Origin of the sequence: Variovorax paradoxus, from assembly GCF_030815975.1 — a bacterium.
Taxonomy (GTDB): domain Bacteria; phylum Pseudomonadota; class Gammaproteobacteria; order Burkholderiales; family Burkholderiaceae_C; genus Variovorax; species Variovorax paradoxus_N.
Genome location: NZ_JAUSXL010000002.1, coordinates 2,208,938 through 2,223,793, shown reverse-complemented (window position 1 = coordinate 2,223,793; position 14,856 = coordinate 2,208,938). Strand labels below are relative to the sequence as shown.

Here is a 14,856-nt window from a genome sequence, read left to right as displayed (position 1 = left end):
CGCAACGGTCGTTGATCAGCGGTGTACCAGCAGCGTGCCCCAGTGCACAGGGCATCGGGTGCTCCCCGCAGCGAAATAAAGGAGGAGCCGAAGGCGGGGGACATTCGCGGAGGGGAGTACCCGGTGGCCTGTGCACGCGCCCCGAACAAGAACGCGCTGACCAAAAGCGCTCGAACGAACGCCTCAGCGATTCGCTTCCAGAATCCACCCCGCAGCCTTCTCGGCCATCATCAATGTCGGGCTGTTGGTGTTGCCGCTGGTGATGATCGGCATCGCGCCCGCATCGACCACGCGCAGCCCCTGCACGCCGCGCACGCGCAGCTTCGAGTCGAGCACCGCCATCGGGTCGCCGTCGGCGCCCATCTTGGTGGTGCCGACCGGATGGAAGATGGTGGTCGCGATGTCGCCGGCCAGGCGCGCCAGGTCTTCGTCGCTCTGGTATTGCACGCCGGGCTTCCATTCCTCGGGCCGGTACTTCGCGAGCGCGGGCTGCGAGGCGATGCGGCGCGTCACGCGCAGCGAATCGGCCGCCACCTTGCGGTCTTCGTCGGTGCTCAGGTAATTGGGCGCAATGGCCGGCGCATCCTGGAAGCGCGGGCTCTTGATGCGCACGGTGCCGCGGCTCGTGGGATTGAGGTTGCACACGCTCGCGGTAAAGGCCGGAAAGCTGTGCAGCGGATCGCCGAAGGCATCGAGCGACAGCGGCTGCACATGGTATTCGAGGTTCGGCCACTCATGTTCGGGCGAGCTGCGCGTGAAGGCGCCGAGCTGCGAAGGCGCCATGCTCATAGGCCCGCTGCGCTTCATCAGGTATTCGAGGCCGATCTTCGCCTTGCCGTACATCGAGGAGGCCAGCACGTTGAGCGTGGGCGCGCCGTTGATCTTGTAGACCGCGCGGATCTGCAGGTGGTCCTGCAGGTTGGCGCCGACGCCGGGCGCGTCGAGCACCACCTCGATGCCGTGCTGGCGCAGCAGCTCGGCCGGGCCGATGCCCGAGAGCTGCAGGATCTGCGGCGAGCCGATGCTGCCGGCGCACAGCACCACCTCGCGCGTGGCATGGGCGGTGACCATCTCGTGGCCGTCCCACACCCGCACGCCGGTGCAGCGCCGGCTGCCGTCGGGCTGGGTTTCGACGATCAGCTGGGTGACATGCGCGTTGACCCACATCTCGAAGTTGGGCCGGCCATAGCAGACCGGCCGCAGGAACGCCTTGGCGGTGTTCCAGCGCCAGCCGTTCTTCTGGTTGACCTGGAAGTAGCCGACGCCTTCGTTGCTGCCGCGGTTGAAGTCGGTGCTGTGCGGCACGCCGGCCTGCACCGCGGCCTCGGCAAAGGCGTCGAGGATGTCCCAGCGCAAGCGCTGCTTTTCCACGCGCCATTCGCCGCCGGCGCCGTGCAGTTCGTCGGCGCCGAGGTAATAGTCTTCGTGCTTCTTGAAATCGGGCAGCACGTTCTGCCAGCGCCAGGCGTCGTCGCCGGTGAGTTGCGCCCACTGGTCGTAGTCGCGCGACTGGCCGCGCATGTAGATCATGCCGTTGATGCTGGAGCAGCCGCCCAGCGTCTTGCCGCGCGGATAGCGCAGCACGCGGCCGTTGAGGCCCGCGTCGGGCTCGGTGCTGTAGAGCCAGTCGGTGCGCGGATTGCCGATGCAGTAGAGATAACCCACCGGAATGTGGATCCAGTGGTAGTCGTCCTTGCGGCCGGCCTCGATCAGCAGCGTGCGCTGCTGCGATTTGCGGGTCAGCCGGTTGCACATCAGCGCGCCGGCCGTGCCGCCGCCGATCACGATGTATTCGAATGTGGTGTCGCTCATGGCGTCTGGCTTGTCTCCGGAAGGGTCCGCGGTATTTCTTGTGCTCATGGGCCCGGTGAAAGGCTTCGGCGGGCAGTTTCCCCCAAGCCATGTGCAAAAAGCCAATGATTTCGGCGCAGTTGGCATATAAATCGTTCTTATATGGCTACCGCCGCCTTGGACCTCCAGATTCTGCGTGCCTTCGTTCTCGCGGCGCGCGAGGGCAATGTGTCGCGCGCGGCCGAGCGGCTGCACCTGACGCAGCCGGCGGTGAGCCTGCAGCTCAAGCGCCTGGCAGAGGAAACCGGGCTGCAGCTCTTCACGCGCACGCCGCACGGGCTGGCGCTCACGGCCGACGGCGCCGCGCTGCTGCCGCAGGCCGAGCGCGTGCTCGCGGCCGTGGGCGACCTGCAGCAGGCCGCGCGCAACCTGCAGGGCACGGTGCGCGGGGCGCTGCGCATCGGCACCATCCTCGACCCGGAGTTCACGCGGCTCGGCATGTTCCTGCGCGAGCTGGTGGAGTCGGCCCCGCAGATCGAGACTGAGCTGCGCCACGGCATGAGCGGCACGGTGCTGGCCCAGGTGCTTCGCGGCGAGCTCGACGTGGGTTTTCACCTCGATGCGGACGAGGGCGATACCGCCGCGCCGGCGCCGCTCGCGGCGCGCACGCTCACGCGCTTCACCTACCGCGTGGTCGCGCCCGCGGGCTGGGGCCCGCAGGTGCTGGGCCGCGACTGGAAGGCGCTGGCGGCGCTGCCCTGGCTGGCCACGCCGCCGGAATCGGCGCACCACCGGCTGCTGGAAAAGGTGTTCGGGCCGCTCGGGCTGTCGCCGCGCCGCGTGGCGCTGGTGGACCAGGAGGCTTCGATGCTCGACCTGCTGAAGTCGGGCGTGGGCCTGAGCCTCTTGCGCGACTCGATCGCCATCCGCGAGAGCCAGTCGCACGGCCTCGTGATGGCCGACCGCGTGCAGCTGGACTGCGCGCTGCGCTTCGTCTCGCTGGCGGCGCGGCGCAACGAGCCCGTGATCGCAAGCGCATGGAACGCGCTCGCACGGGCCTGGAATTGAGCGCAAAGGAGCCGCCAATGATCGGAAAAACGGCGTTCCGCCCTACGCGAAGCGGCGGTGCGGCGCACCGGAAAAGCCGACTCATCCGGTTACGATGCGCCCTTCCAGACCGCCCCTTTCTTCTTACTTCGCCCGCCATCGCCGCATCATGCCCATAGCAACTCCGACTGCCGACGCACCCGCCGCCGGCAGCGTGTTGCCGCGCCTCGACGAGCGCGAGCAGGACGGCCGCCGCTGGACCGTGGCCAGCGGCCGCTGGACCACGCTGGCGATGTCGTCGCGCAGCGCGTGGCAGGCGCTGGCCAGGGACCTGGCGGGCGCGCCGCCGGCCGACGACCGCGCCTGGGACCTGCGCCCGATCGAACAGCTCGACCACATTGGCGCGCAGCTGCTCTGGGACCACTGGCGCCACGACTGGCCAGCTACGCTCGAGATGTCGCCGCAGCACAAGGCGGTGCTCGACCAGGTGGCGCAGTTCACCGTGGGAACGCCCGAGGAGCCGCCGCCCACGCTGGCCGAGCGGCTGCGGCATTTCTCGCACACCGGCGCGCGCGCGCTGGAGGTGGTGCGCGACTTCGTGGGCCTGATCGGCCAGCTCGCGCTCGACGCGGGCACGCTGCTGCGCGCGCCGCACCGTGCGCCCTGGCGCGATTTTTCGGGGCACCTCTACCAGTTCGGCGCCACGGCGCTGCACATCACGGCGCTGGTCGGCCTTCTGATCGGCGTGGTGCTGGCCTACCTGATCTCGCAGCAGCTGCGCCAGTACGGCGCCGAGGCCTTCGTGGTCAACATCCTCGGGCTGTCGCTGATCCGCGAGCTCGGGCCGGTACTGGCGGCAGTGCTGATCGCGGGCCGCTCGGGCTCGGCCATCACGGCGCAGATCGGCGTGATGCGCGTGACCGAAGAACTCGACGCCATGCGCGTGATGGGCATTCCGCACGGCTTCAGGCTGGTGATGCCGCGCGTGATGGCGCTGGCCATCGCGATGCCGCTGATCAGCCTCTGGACCTCGATGGCGGCGCTCGCGGGCGGCATGCTCGCGGCCGACGCCGCGCTCGACATTTCGCCGGCCTACTTTCTCTCGGCGCTGCCGCGCGCGGTGCCGATCTCGAATCTGTGGCTCGCGCTCGCGAAGTCGGCGGTGTTCGGCATTCTGATTGCGCTGATCGGCTGCTACTTCGGCATGAAGGTCAAGCCCAACACCGAGAGCCTGGGCCGCGGCACCACCTCGTCGGTGGTGACCTCGATCACCGCGGTGATCCTGGTCGACGCGCTGTTCGCGGTGCTCTTCAAGGGCGTGGGGTTCCGGGCATGAGCGCAGCGCCAAGGGTGCACCAATGAGCGATTCGAACGTCGTTGATATCCGCAAGCTCTGGACGGTGTTCAAGAGCGCCGACGGCGAGGTCGTGGTGCACCGCGACCTCGACCTGCGCATCGAGCGCGGCGAGGTGCTGTCGCTGGTGGGCGGCTCGGGCACCGGCAAGACGGTGCTGCTGCGCCAGATCCTCGGGCTCGAAAAGCCGACGAAGGGCACGGTCGAGGTGCTGGGCCGGGCGCCCGGAGAACTCAGCGCCAAGGGCGCGGCCAACGTGGGCATGCTGTTCCAGCACGGCGCGCTGTTCTCGGCCTTCAGCGTGCTCGAGAACATTGCCTTTCCGCTGCGCGAACTCAAGCTACTGCCCGACGAGCTGGTCCGCAACGCGGCGCTGGTCAAGCTGCAGATGGTGGGCCTGGAACCGCGGCATGCCAACATGAGCCCGGCGGACCTGTCGGGCGGCATGATCAAGCGCGTGGCGCTGGCGCGCGCACTCATCATGGACCCGCCGCTGCTGCTGCTCGACGAACCCACCGCCGGCCTCGACCCCGAGGCCTCCGACAGTTTCTGCGACCTGCTGCGCGGCCTGCACCGCGAACTGGGCCTGACGGTGGTGATGGTCACGCACGACCTGGACACCCTGTTCGACCTGAGTACCCGCATCGCGGTGCTGGCCGACCACAAGGTCATCGTCAGCGGCTCGGCGCGAGAAGTGATCGCGTATCCGCATCCGTTCATCCACGAATATTTCTTGGGCGGGCGCGGCCAGCGCGCCCTGGAGGCCCTGCATGACAAACCCGCCGATGCCCCGCCGCCGCCCGCCGGCGCGGTCCACTGAAAGGTAGCCACACCATGGAAAACAAAGCCCATGCCCTTGCCGCCGGTGCCTTCGTGCTCGGCCTCATCGCCGTGCTCGTGGGGCTGGTGGTCTGGTTCACGCGCGACAGCACCGTGCGCAACATCTACGAACTCTCCACCCGCGACGCGGTCAGCGGGCTGCAGCCGCAGGCCATGGTGCGCTACCGGGGCATCGCGGTCGGCAAGGTGAGCTCGATCGACTTCGATCCCAAGGCCAAGGGCAACGTGCGCGTGCGCATCACGGTCGACCAGCGCGTGCCGCTCACCACGTCGAGCTTTGCCACGCTGAGCTACCAGGGCGTGACCGGCCTGGCCTTCATCGCGCTGGACGACAAGGGCGAATCGAACGTCGCGCTCGTGCCCAATGACGACGACCCGCCGCGCATTCCGCTCAAGCCCTCGATGCTCGCGCAGCTGCAGGACCGCGGCGAAGCCATCATCAACCAGGTCGACGAGGCGACGAAGCGCGCCAACCAGCTGCTGGGCGACGACAACCAGAAGCGCGCGGCCGATGCGCTGGAGAACATCGCGGCAGCCTCGGCCAGCGCCAACACGCTGCTCAAGCAGCTCGACAACACGGTGAAGACCGGCCTGAACCCGGCGCTCGCCGCGCTTCCGAACACGCTGTCCTCGGTGAAGACGGCGGCCGGCGACGTCTCGCGCGTGGCCAACAACTTCAACACCACCGTGGGCCGGCTCAACGCACCCGACGGCCCGATCGAGCGGCTGAGCAACGGCACCAAGGCGCTGGCGCAGTCGGTCGATACGTTCAACGCCGCCACGCTGCCGCGCGTGAACCGCGTGGCCGACGACACCTCGCGCGCGGTGCGCCGGCTCGGCCGCGCGGCCGACAGCATCAACGACAACCCGCAGTCGCTGCTGTTCGGCAACGGCGGCACCGCCGCAGGCCCTGGCGAGCCCGGTTTCTCCGCGCCGCCGTCCACCACGTCCCTGGCACGCCCCTGAAGGTGATGATGACCATGAAGACCGCCACTCCCTCCCGCCCGAGCCTTGCCGCCTGCATCGGCATCGGCCTGGCGCTGCTGCTGGCCGGCTGCGGCGCGCTGCCCGACAAGCCCGCACGCGCCACGCTGTACGACTTCGGTCCCGGGCTTGCCGCATCGGCCAGCGCCGCCAACCCGCCCGCCGCCGCATTGCCCACGCTCGCGCTGGCCGAGATCGAGAGCAATACGCGGCTCGACGGCACGCAGATCCTCTACCGGCTCGGCTATGCCGATGCCAACGAGTTGCGTCCCTACGGCCAATCGCGCTGGAGCCTGCCGCCGGCCCAGCTGCTGCGCCAGCGGCTGCGCGACGCGCTGGCCGAGCGGCGCACCGTGCTCGGCCCGGAAGAAAGCGCGACCATCGCACGCGCCGAGGGCAAGGTGCCCGACACGCTGCGCATCTCGCTCGACGAGTTCAGCCACTACTTCGAATCGGCCGGCAGCAGCACCGGCCTGGTCCGCATGCGCGCCACGCTGATCCGCGGCACCACGGGCGGCGACCGCGTGCTGGGCCAGCGCAGCTTCACCGTGCGCCGGCCGGCCCCGAGCGCCGATGCGCCCGGCGGCGTCAAGGCACTGGCCGCGGCCACCGATGCGGCCGTGGCCGAGATCGTGCAGTGGGTGGACCAGCTGCCGCGGCAGTAGGCTCTCGACTTCGGCCCGAGCCGCCTTTTGATCATCAACGGAGGAGAACTCACCATGAACGCAACACGCATCATCGGCATCCTGCTCGTCGTCGCAGGCATCGCGGGCCTCGGCCTGGGCGGCTTCAGCTTCACGAAGGAAACGCACCAGGCCAAGCTGGGGCCGCTGGAGTTCTCGGTGAAAGAGAAGCAGCAGGTCAACTTCCCGGCCTGGGCCAGCGTGGCCGCCATCGTGGTGGGCGGGGCGCTGGTGCTGCTGGGGGGCAAGAAGGGCTGAGCGGCCCTTTCAGGAAAGCACCATGGCCGCCGCTGTTGACGGCAATGACTTCGTGCCCCTCGACGGGGGCTGCACTTGCGGCGCCGTGCGCTACCGCATGACGGCTGCGCCGCTGTTCGTGCACTGCTGCCATTGCCGCTGGTGCCAACGCGAAACGGGCTCGTCCTTCGCGCTCAACGCCTTGATCGAACCCGCGCACATGCAACTGCTGCAAGGCACCGTCGATGTGGTGCTGACGCCTTCGGCCAGCGGACGCGGCCAGAAGTACGTTCGCTGCCCCCATTGCCGTGTCGCGCTCTGGAGCCACTACGCCGGTGCGGGCGATGCCGTGTGCTTCGTGCGCGTGGGCACACTCGATACGCCCGACCGACTGCCGCCGGACCTGCACATTTTCACGATGTCGAAGCAGCCCTGGGTGGTGCTGCCGCCCGAAACGCCAGCGGTGGCCGAATACTATGAGCGCGAGGCGTACTGGCCTGCCGCAAGCCTCGCGCGTTGGCATACGCTGCGCGAGGCCAGGGCTTCCGAAAGCTAGCCGCCGATTCCCGCCACCAATTGCGGCAGCAGCACCTCCGCCGCGCCGCGCAGGACCACCGAGGCCGCCGCGTCCAGGTGCGGCAGCGGCTCCATGTTGAGCGTGACCAGTTGGCTGCCGCGGGCCATCGCCAGCTGCGGCAGTTCGGCCGCCGGATAGACCACGGCCGTGCTGCCGATCACCATGAACACGTCCGATTCCTGCGCGGCCACCTGGGCATCGTGCAGCACGCCGTGGTTCAGCATCTCGCCGAACATCACGACATCGGGCCGGGCGCGCGAGGCGCAGCGCATGCAGCGGTGAAAGGGCCAGGGCCCGCGGCGGTTGCCGCAGTGGTCGCAGCGCCACCGGCGCAGCGAGCCATGCAGTTCGAGCACGTCCAGCCCGCCCGCGATCGAAAGCAGGCCGTCGACGTTCTGCGTGATGAGGCGCGTGGCCGGGCGCAGCCGCTGCAGCAGCGCGAGCGCCGTGTGCCCGGGGTTCGGCTGCGCGGCCTCGACGGTGGAAAGCCGCCGGGCCCAGAAGCGGGTGAAGCCCTTGGGGTCGCGCTGCAGGTCTTCGGCATGGGAGAACTGCAGTGCGTTCTGGTTCATCCAGAGGCCGTCGGCGTCGCGGTAGGTCGGAATGCCCGAGGCCCTGGACAGCCCCGCGCCGGACAGCACGGCGATGCGCCGGGCGGCGCCCAGCAGGGCGATGGCGGATTCGACAGAGGAGGCGGAGGAAGAAGCGGTGCCCAGGCTCATGGATCCAGGGGTGCGGAAGCCTTTTTTCCGGCAGAGGTTGCGCCCAGCCGCGCAGAGACCTTGCCCGCGCAGGCCTTGAGCGCGCGTGCGATCTGGCCGTCCCAGGCGGTGTCGAAGATGGCAGCCGGGCCGATGGCCGTGACCGACAGCACGATGGCGCCCGTGTGGTCAAACACCGGCGCCGCCATGGCGCTCACGCCCTCGATCACCTCGCCCTCCGAGCGGCTGATGCCGTGCACGCGCACTTCCTGCAGCTGGCGCTCGAATTCGCTCCACGAAGGCAGCGGCGGCTGCGGTGGCATGCCGGCCGCGGGCGGCTCTTCGCCGGCCTTGCGCTGCTTCTGCCGCTGGCGCTCGGCGTCGAGCAGTTGCCGCACCGTCCCGGCCTCCAGATAGGCGGCAAAGATGCGGCCCGAGGCGGTGTTGGTGAGCGAGAACACCGTGCCGTGCCGCATGTTCACGTGCACCGGCGACGGCGATTCGGCCGTGCGCACGATGGTGGCGCCGCGCGCGCCCCAGACCGCGAGCGCCACCGTGTGGCCGATGCGCTGCGCGACCTCGGCAATGAGCGGCGTCGCAATGTGCACCGGATCGGCCTGCTGCAGGCTGATGAGCCCCAGTTGCAAGGCCAGCGGGCCGAGCAGATAGTGGCCGCTGGCGCGGTCCTGCTCGATCAGGCCCAGCCGCCCGAAGCTCACCATGTAGGGATGGGCCTTGGCGGCCGTCATGTCGGCTTCGCGCGCCAGGTCTTTCAGCGCCATCGGCCGGCCGTGGTGCACCAGCGCGCGCAGCAGCTGGCCACCCACTTCGATGCTCTGGATGCCGCGCTGGGCGGCGCGGTCGGGGTCATTGGCTGCCATGGCCCGCCTTGGCGTCTGATTGTTCGTTCATGAAGAAGGGATTAGACATGAACTGATCTCGGGCTTACACTTCAGCAATTCGTTAACCGCAAATCAATTTGCTTTAGACGAATCAAAATTTCGATCCACCCGACGGAGACACACGATGAGCCAAGCCAAGAAGTTCGCCAGCCAGGCCGACATGGAAGAGAAGAAGATCACCTTCAGCCAGATCTCGGAGCATGCCTGGGCCTACACCGCCGAGGGCGACCCCAACACCGGCATCGTCATCGGCGACGACTGCGTGCTGGTGGCCGACACCCAGGCCACGCCCGCCATGGCGGCCGACGTGGTGCGCCGCATCCGCGAAGTGACCGACAAGCCCATCAAGTACGTGGTGCTCACGCACTACCACGCGGTGCGCGTGCTGGGCGCGGCCGGCTACGGAGCCGAGCACATCCTGGCCAGCCAGGACACGCGCGACCTGATTGTGGAGCGCGGCGAGCAGGACAAGGCCAGCGAGATCGGCCGCTTTCCGCGCCTGTTCCAGAACGTCGAGACCGTGCCGCCGGGCCTGACCTGGCCGACCATGACCTTCACCGGAAAGATGACGCTGTGGCTCGGCAAGCTCGAGGTGCAACTGATCCAGTTGGGCCGCGGCCACACCAAGGGCGACACGGTCGTCTGGCTGCCGCAGGAGCGCACGCTGCTGTCGGGCGACCTGGTGGAGTTCGGCGCCACGCCCTATGCGGGCGATGCCTATTTCAAGGACTGGCCGCAGACGCTGGACAACATCGCCGCGCTCAAGCCCGCCGCGCTGGTGCCGGGCCGCGGCGCCGCGCTCACCACGCCGGCCGAGGTGGCCGAAGGCCTGGCCGGCACGCGCGACTTCATCTCCGACGTGTACGCCAGCGTGCAGGAAGGCGTGAAGGCCGGGCGCGACCTGAACACCGTCTACAAGGACACCTACGCGAAGCTGAGCCCCAAGTACAGCCAGTGGGTGATCTTCGACCACTGCATGCCCTTCGACGTGAGCCGCGCGTATGACGAAGCCTCGGGCCATGCCGATCCGCGCGTGTGGACGGCCGAGCGGGACGTGGAGATGTGGAAGGCGCTCGAAGGCTGACCGGCCTTGCTCCCTCCCCTTTCGGGGGAGGGTTGGGGTGGGGGCAGGCAGAGCGCCAGTCTCGCGCGCCGCCAGCCCCCATCCCAGCCTTCCCCCAGAGGGGGGAAGGAGCAATACAAAGACACGGAGACAAAACGTGATCGACTATCAAAGCCTGCGCTTCGACTACAGGCGCCACGCCGACCAGGACGCGGCCACGCCCGCCCGTCACCCGGTCGTGATCGTCGGCGCCGGCCCGGTCGGCCTCACGCTGGCCATCGACCTCGCACTGCGCGAGATTCCGGTGGTGCTGCTCGACAACGACAACACGCTCTCCAGCGGCTCGCGCGCGATCTGCTTTGCCAAGCGCACGCTCGAGATCTTCGACCGCCTCGGCTGCGGCGACCGCATGGTCGACAAGGGCGTGTCGTGGCACGTGGGCAAGGTGTTCTTCCACGACGAGCAGGTCTATCGCTTCGACCTGCTGCCCGAGCCCGGCCACGAGCGCCCGGCCTTCATCAACCTGCAGCAGTATTACGTCGAGGGCTATCTCGTCGAGCGCGCCGCCGCGCTGCCGCTGATCGACCTGCGCTGGAACCACAAGGTGACGGGCATCAAGCCGCGCGACGACGGCGCGGTGCTGACTATCGAAACGCCCGAGGGCGGCTACCGGCTGGCCGCCGATCACGTCGGCGCCTGCGACGGCTCGCGCTCCAACCTGCGGCAGCTGATGGGCCTCGAAGCCAAGGGCCGCGTGTTCCGCGACCGCTTCCTGATCGCCGACATCACGATGGATGCGGACCTGCCTGTGGAGCGCCGCTTCTGGTTCGACCCGCCGTTCCACCCTGGCCAGAGCGTACTGCTGCACAAGCAGGCCGACGGCATGTGGCGCGTCGACTTCCAGCTCGGCTGGGACGCCGACCCGGTGGAGGAGCGCAAGAGCGAGAACATCACGCCGCGCGTGCGTGCGCTGCTCGACAGCATCGGCCTGGAAAGCGTGCAGTTCCGGATCGGCTGGGCCAGCGTCTACACCTTCGCCTGCCAGCGCATGGAGCGCTTCCGCCATGGCCGCGTGCTGTTCGCGGGCGACTCGGCGCATGGCGTGTCGCCGTTCGGCGCGCGCGGTGCCAACTCGGGCGTGCAGGACGCCGACAACCTCGCGTGGAAGCTCGCAGCCGTGCTCAAGGGCGAGGCGCCCGATGCGCTGCTCGACAGCTATGCGAGCGAGCGCGAATACGCCGCCGACGAGAACATCCGCCACTCCACGCGCGCCACCGACTTCATCACGCCCAAGAGCGAGGTGAGCCGGCTGTTCCGCGACGCGGTGCTGGAGCTGACGAAGCGCCACGCCTTCGCGCGCACCCTTGTCAACAGCGGGCGGCTCTCGGTGCCGGCGGTGCTGCGCGATTCGCCGCTCAACACGCCCGATGCCGATGTGTTCGCGGGTGCGATGGTGCCCGGCGCCGCGGCGGCCGATGCGCCCATCGTGCGCGCCGACGGCAGCACCGGCTGGCTGCTGCGCGAATGCCATGTGGCGCGGTTCACCGCGCTGGTGTTCGGCAGGGGCGAAACGGCCGAACGCAGCCTGGGCGAGCTGAGGGCCAGCGACCTGCCGCTGCACGTGGTGCGCCTCGAGAACGGCGCAACGGGCAGCGAACTCGCCATGCAGCGCTACGACGCGCAACCCGGCACCGTCTACCTGCTGCGGCCCGACCAGCACGTTTGCGCGCGCTGGCGCCAGCCCAGGGCGGCGGACATCCGCGCGGCAGTCGACCGCGCACTGGCCAAGGCTTGAGGACCACCATGCAGCAACAACTGATCACCGCCCCCAACCTCGAGGCGCCCGACGACTTCTACGAAGCGCTGATCGAAGCGCACCAGGGGCTTTCCACCGAGGAGAGCCACGCCTTCAATGCGCGCCTCGTGCTGGTGCTGGCCAACCACATCGGCTCGCTGGCCGTGCTGCGCGAGGCCTTCGAGGCCGCGCGCAGCAGCTGAACACCGGCCAGCTTCATCGCCCCGATTTTCGAAAGAGAACACCATGACAAACCCGAGCGCCAATACCGAGCCCGTGCGCGAACGGCACTACCTGAGCGGCTTCGGCAACGAATACGCCTCCGAAGCCGTTGCGGGCGCCCTGCCGCAGGGCCGCAACAACCCGCAGCGCGCGCCCTTCGACCTCTACACCGAGCTGCTCTCGGGCACCGCCTTCACCGCGCCGCGCCACGAGAACCGCCGCATCTGGCTGTACCGCCGGCAGCCCTCGGTGGTGCCGGGCCGCTACCTGCCCTATGCGCAGGCGCACTGGACCACCGGCGCCGACCGCGAGATCGCGCTGCCGCCCGAGCCGCTGCGCTGGCACCCGCTGCCGCTCGACGGCGGCGCGGCCGAAGTGGACTTCATCGACGGCATGCACACCATCGCGGCCAACGGCGATGCCGAATCGCAGGTCGGCATCGGTTCGCTCATGTACCTTGCGGGCCGCTCGATGGAGCGCCGCGCCTTCGTCAACGCGGACGGCGAAATGCTCATCGTGCCGCAGAAGGGCCGCCTCGTGATCACCACCGAGCTCGGCGTGCTCGACGTGAAGCCCGGCGAAATCGCGCTGCTGCCGCGCGGCATGGCCTTCAAGGTGGCCTTGCCCGATGGGCTCTCGCGCGGCTATGTCTGCGAGAACTACGGCGCGCATTTCCGCCTGCCCGAACTCGGCCCGATCGGCTCGAACGGCCTGGCCAACGCGCGCGACTTCCAGGCGCCCGTGGCGGCGTTCGAGACCGAAGAAGGCGCCTACGAGCTCGTCAAGAAATTCGGCGGCCGCTTCTGGAAGGCGCCCGCCAAGCAGTCGCCCTTCAACGTGGTCGCCTGGCACGGCAACCTGGCGCCGGTGAAGTACGACACGGCCAACTTCATGGTGATCGGCTCCATCAGCTTCGACCATCCCGATCCGTCGATCTTCACCGTGCTGACCTCGCCCAGCGACACGCCCGGCACCGCGAACTGCGACTTCGTGATCTTCCCGCCGCGCTGGATGGTGATGGAAAACACCTTCCGCCCGCCATGGTTCCACCGCAACCTCATGAGCGAATTCATGGGCCTGGTACTCGGCGAGTACGACGCCAAGCCGGGCGGCTTCAAGCCCGGCGGCGCGAGCCTGCACAACTGCATGGTGCCGCACGGCCCCGACGAGGAAGCCTTCGACAAGGCCACGCACGCCGACCTCAAGCCGCACAAGCTCGACAACACGCTGGCCTTCATGTTCGAGAGCCGCTACCGCTTCATTCCGACGAACTTCGCGCTCCAGAGCCCCGCGCTCGACACCGACTACGCGGATTGCTGGGCCGGTCTCCAGGACCAGTTCAAGCCCTGACCGCCGACTCAAATACAGAAAGACATCCATGACCCCCTCACTCAACGCCACCCATGACCCGAAGCTGCGCAGCTGGGTCGCCTCGGCCAACGAAGCCGGCTGCGACTTCCCGATCCAGAACCTGCCCTTCGGCCGCTTTCGCGCGGCGGGCAGCAGCAGCGATGCTTTCCGCATCGGCGTGGCCATCGGCGACCAGGTGCTGGACCTGAAGGCGGCCGGCCTGGTCGACAACGACGACATGAATGCACTGATGAGCGCGAGCGCGAAGGAGCGGCAGGCCCTGCGCGCGGCCATCTCCGCGGGCCTCGCCGAAGGCAGCGGCCAGCAGGCCGCGTGGTCCGGCAAGGCCCTGCTGCCGCAGGCCAAGGCTGAAATGACCGTGCCCTGCCGCATCGGCGACTACACCGACTTCTACACCGGCATCCACCACGCCACCACCATCGGCAAGCTGTTCCGCCCCGACCAGCCGCTGATGCCCAACTACAAGTGGGTGCCGATCGGCTATCACGGCCGCGCCTCGTCGATCGGCGTGAGCGGGCAGGTCTTCAAGCGGCCGCAGGGCCAGACCAAGGCGCCCGATGCGGCGGAGCCCAGCTTCGGCCCGTCGAAGCGGCTCGACTACGAGCTGGAGCTGGGCTTCTTCATCGGCCGCGGCAATGCGCTCGGCGAGCCGATTGCCATCGGCGAGGCCGAAGAGCACCTGTTCGGCGTGACGCTGCTCAACGACTGGTCGGCGCGCGATATCCAGGCCTGGGAATACCAGCCGCTCGGCCCCTTCCTCTCGAAGAATTTCGCAAGCACGCTGTCGCCGTGGATCGTGACGATGGAAGCCCTGGCGCCGTTCCGCGCCCGGTTCGAACGGCCCGCGGGAGACCCGCAGCCGCTCGCGTACCTCGACGCACCTTCGAACCGCGAAGGCGGCGCGCTCGACATCACGCTCGAGGTGCTGCTGCAGACCGCGAAGATGCGCGCCGAAGGCGTGGCGCCAGCGCGCCTCACGCGCGGCAACACCACCGAGGCCGCCTACTGGACCGCCGCGCAACTGGTCGCGCACCACACGGTGAACGGCTGCAACCTGCAGCCCGGCGACCTGCTGGGCTCGGGCACGCTCTCGGGCCCCCGGCCCGACGAGGCCGGCTCGCTGATCGAACTCACGCAGGGCGGCAAGCAGCCGATCACGCTGCCCAATGGCGAAAAGCGCACCTTCCTCGAGGACGGCGACACGCTGGTGATTCGCGGCTACTGCGAGCGCGCGGGCGCGGTGCGCATCGGCCTGGGCGAGGTCAGCGGAACAGTTACCGCTTAGGGTT

At 68.9% G+C, this 14,856-nt stretch carries 15 protein-coding genes; 12 read left to right on the top strand and 3 right to left on the bottom strand.

Annotation, left to right across the window (positions count from 1 at the left end; translation table 11 throughout):
* Positions 1-183: 183 nt before the first annotated feature.
* Positions 184-1,812 (bottom strand): GMC family oxidoreductase, encoded by a 1,629-nt coding sequence (locus QFZ47_RS14235; RefSeq protein WP_307656247.1) that lies wholly within the window; start codon positions 1,810-1,812, stop codon positions 184-186.
* 141 nt (positions 1,813-1,953) lie between these two features.
* On the opposite strand from QFZ47_RS14235, the gene QFZ47_RS14230 reads away from it, so the two are divergent.
* From QFZ47_RS14230 to QFZ47_RS14200, 7 genes are all read left to right on the top strand, one after another.
* A complete protein-coding gene (locus tag QFZ47_RS14230) occupies positions 1,954-2,859 on the top strand; it encodes a LysR family transcriptional regulator (protein WP_307656246.1) in 906 nt (301 codons plus the stop codon).
* A gap of 148 nt (positions 2,860-3,007) precedes the next feature.
* Positions 3,008-4,174, top strand: a complete 1,167-nt coding sequence (locus QFZ47_RS14225; RefSeq protein WP_307656245.1) for an MlaE family ABC transporter permease — start codon at positions 3,008-3,010, stop codon at positions 4,172-4,174.
* A gap of 22 nt (positions 4,175-4,196) precedes the next feature.
* On the top strand, positions 4,197-5,012 hold the full coding sequence (locus tag QFZ47_RS14220) for an ABC transporter ATP-binding protein (protein WP_307656244.1): 816 nt from the start codon (positions 4,197-4,199) through the stop codon (positions 5,010-5,012).
* A gap of 14 nt (positions 5,013-5,026) precedes the next feature.
* Positions 5,027-5,998 carry an MlaD family protein gene (locus tag QFZ47_RS14215; RefSeq protein WP_307656243.1) on the top strand — a complete coding sequence of 324 codons (972 nt, stop codon included), beginning with the start codon at positions 5,027-5,029 and terminating at the stop codon, positions 5,996-5,998.
* 14 nt (positions 5,999-6,012) lie between these two features.
* Positions 6,013-6,681: an ABC-type transport auxiliary lipoprotein family protein gene (locus QFZ47_RS14210; protein WP_307656242.1), complete on the top strand. Its 669-nt coding sequence runs from the start codon at positions 6,013-6,015 to the stop codon at positions 6,679-6,681.
* A 54-nt stretch (positions 6,682-6,735) separates the two neighbouring features.
* A complete protein-coding gene (locus QFZ47_RS14205) occupies positions 6,736-6,957 on the top strand; it encodes a hypothetical protein (protein WP_021005054.1) in 222 nt (73 codons plus the stop codon).
* A gap of 22 nt (positions 6,958-6,979) precedes the next feature.
* Positions 6,980-7,492, top strand: a complete 513-nt coding sequence (locus QFZ47_RS14200; protein ID WP_307656241.1) for a GFA family protein — start codon at positions 6,980-6,982, stop codon at positions 7,490-7,492.
* Here the strand turns inward: QFZ47_RS14200 and QFZ47_RS14195 are convergent.
* Complete coding sequence (locus QFZ47_RS14195) at positions 7,489-8,235, bottom strand: SIR2 family NAD-dependent protein deacylase (RefSeq protein WP_307656240.1); 747 nt, start codon at positions 8,233-8,235, stop codon at positions 7,489-7,491. The two genes, QFZ47_RS14200 and QFZ47_RS14195, sit on opposite strands and share 4 nt — an antisense overlap.
* Complete coding sequence (locus tag QFZ47_RS14190) at positions 8,232-9,095, bottom strand: IclR family transcriptional regulator (RefSeq protein ID WP_307656239.1); 864 nt, start codon at positions 9,093-9,095, stop codon at positions 8,232-8,234. Before QFZ47_RS14190 ends, QFZ47_RS14195 begins: the two co-directional genes overlap by 4 nt.
* A 145-nt stretch (positions 9,096-9,240) precedes the next feature.
* Here QFZ47_RS14190 and QFZ47_RS14185 point away from each other — a divergent pair, with 145 nt between their 5' ends.
* The 5 genes from QFZ47_RS14185 to fahA all read left to right on the top strand — a co-directional run bounded on the left by QFZ47_RS14185 (position 9,241) and on the right by fahA (position 14,852).
* Complete coding sequence (locus QFZ47_RS14185; RefSeq protein WP_307656238.1) at positions 9,241-10,200, top strand: MBL fold metallo-hydrolase; 960 nt, start codon at positions 9,241-9,243, stop codon at positions 10,198-10,200.
* A gap of 136 nt (positions 10,201-10,336) precedes the next feature.
* Complete coding sequence (locus QFZ47_RS14180) at positions 10,337-11,974, top strand: FAD-dependent oxidoreductase (RefSeq protein WP_307656237.1); 1,638 nt, start codon at positions 10,337-10,339, stop codon at positions 11,972-11,974.
* 8 nt (positions 11,975-11,982) lie between these two features.
* Complete coding sequence (locus tag QFZ47_RS14175) at positions 11,983-12,177, top strand: DUF2783 domain-containing protein (RefSeq protein WP_307656236.1); 195 nt, start codon at positions 11,983-11,985, stop codon at positions 12,175-12,177.
* A gap of 43 nt (positions 12,178-12,220) precedes the next feature.
* Positions 12,221-13,546: a homogentisate 1,2-dioxygenase gene (gene hmgA, locus QFZ47_RS14170; RefSeq protein ID WP_307656235.1), complete on the top strand. Its 1,326-nt coding sequence runs from the start codon at positions 12,221-12,223 to the stop codon at positions 13,544-13,546.
* Positions 13,547-13,574: 28 nt separating this feature from the next.
* Positions 13,575-14,852, top strand: a complete 1,278-nt coding sequence (gene fahA / locus QFZ47_RS14165) for a fumarylacetoacetase (RefSeq protein WP_307656234.1) — start codon at positions 13,575-13,577, stop codon at positions 14,850-14,852.
* Positions 14,853-14,856: the final 4 nt, after the last annotated feature.

Coding starts and splice junctions, on each gene's coding strand:
- QFZ47_RS14235 (WP_307656247.1), bottom strand. CDS start 1,812: ATGAGCGACACCACATTCGAATACATCGTGATCGGCGGCGGCACGGCC.
- QFZ47_RS14230 (WP_307656246.1), top strand. CDS start 1,954: ATGGCTACCGCCGCCTTGGACCTCCAGATTCTGCGTGCCTTCGTTCTC.
- QFZ47_RS14225 (WP_307656245.1), top strand. CDS start 3,008: ATGCCCATAGCAACTCCGACTGCCGACGCACCCGCCGCCGGCAGCGTG.
- QFZ47_RS14220 (WP_307656244.1), top strand. CDS start 4,197: ATGAGCGATTCGAACGTCGTTGATATCCGCAAGCTCTGGACGGTGTTC.
- QFZ47_RS14215 (WP_307656243.1), top strand. CDS start 5,027: ATGGAAAACAAAGCCCATGCCCTTGCCGCCGGTGCCTTCGTGCTCGGC.
- QFZ47_RS14210 (WP_307656242.1), top strand. CDS start 6,013: ATGAAGACCGCCACTCCCTCCCGCCCGAGCCTTGCCGCCTGCATCGGC.
- QFZ47_RS14205 (WP_021005054.1), top strand. CDS start 6,736: ATGAACGCAACACGCATCATCGGCATCCTGCTCGTCGTCGCAGGCATC.
- QFZ47_RS14200 (WP_307656241.1), top strand. CDS start 6,980: ATGGCCGCCGCTGTTGACGGCAATGACTTCGTGCCCCTCGACGGGGGC.
- QFZ47_RS14195 (WP_307656240.1), bottom strand. CDS start 8,235: ATGAGCCTGGGCACCGCTTCTTCCTCCGCCTCCTCTGTCGAATCCGCC.
- QFZ47_RS14190 (WP_307656239.1), bottom strand. CDS start 9,095: ATGGCAGCCAATGACCCCGACCGCGCCGCCCAGCGCGGCATCCAGAGC.
- QFZ47_RS14185 (WP_307656238.1), top strand. CDS start 9,241: ATGAGCCAAGCCAAGAAGTTCGCCAGCCAGGCCGACATGGAAGAGAAG.
- QFZ47_RS14175 (WP_307656236.1), top strand. CDS start 11,983: ATGCAGCAACAACTGATCACCGCCCCCAACCTCGAGGCGCCCGACGAC.
- hmgA (WP_307656235.1), top strand. CDS start 12,221: ATGACAAACCCGAGCGCCAATACCGAGCCCGTGCGCGAACGGCACTAC.
- fahA (WP_307656234.1), top strand. CDS start 13,575: ATGACCCCCTCACTCAACGCCACCCATGACCCGAAGCTGCGCAGCTGG.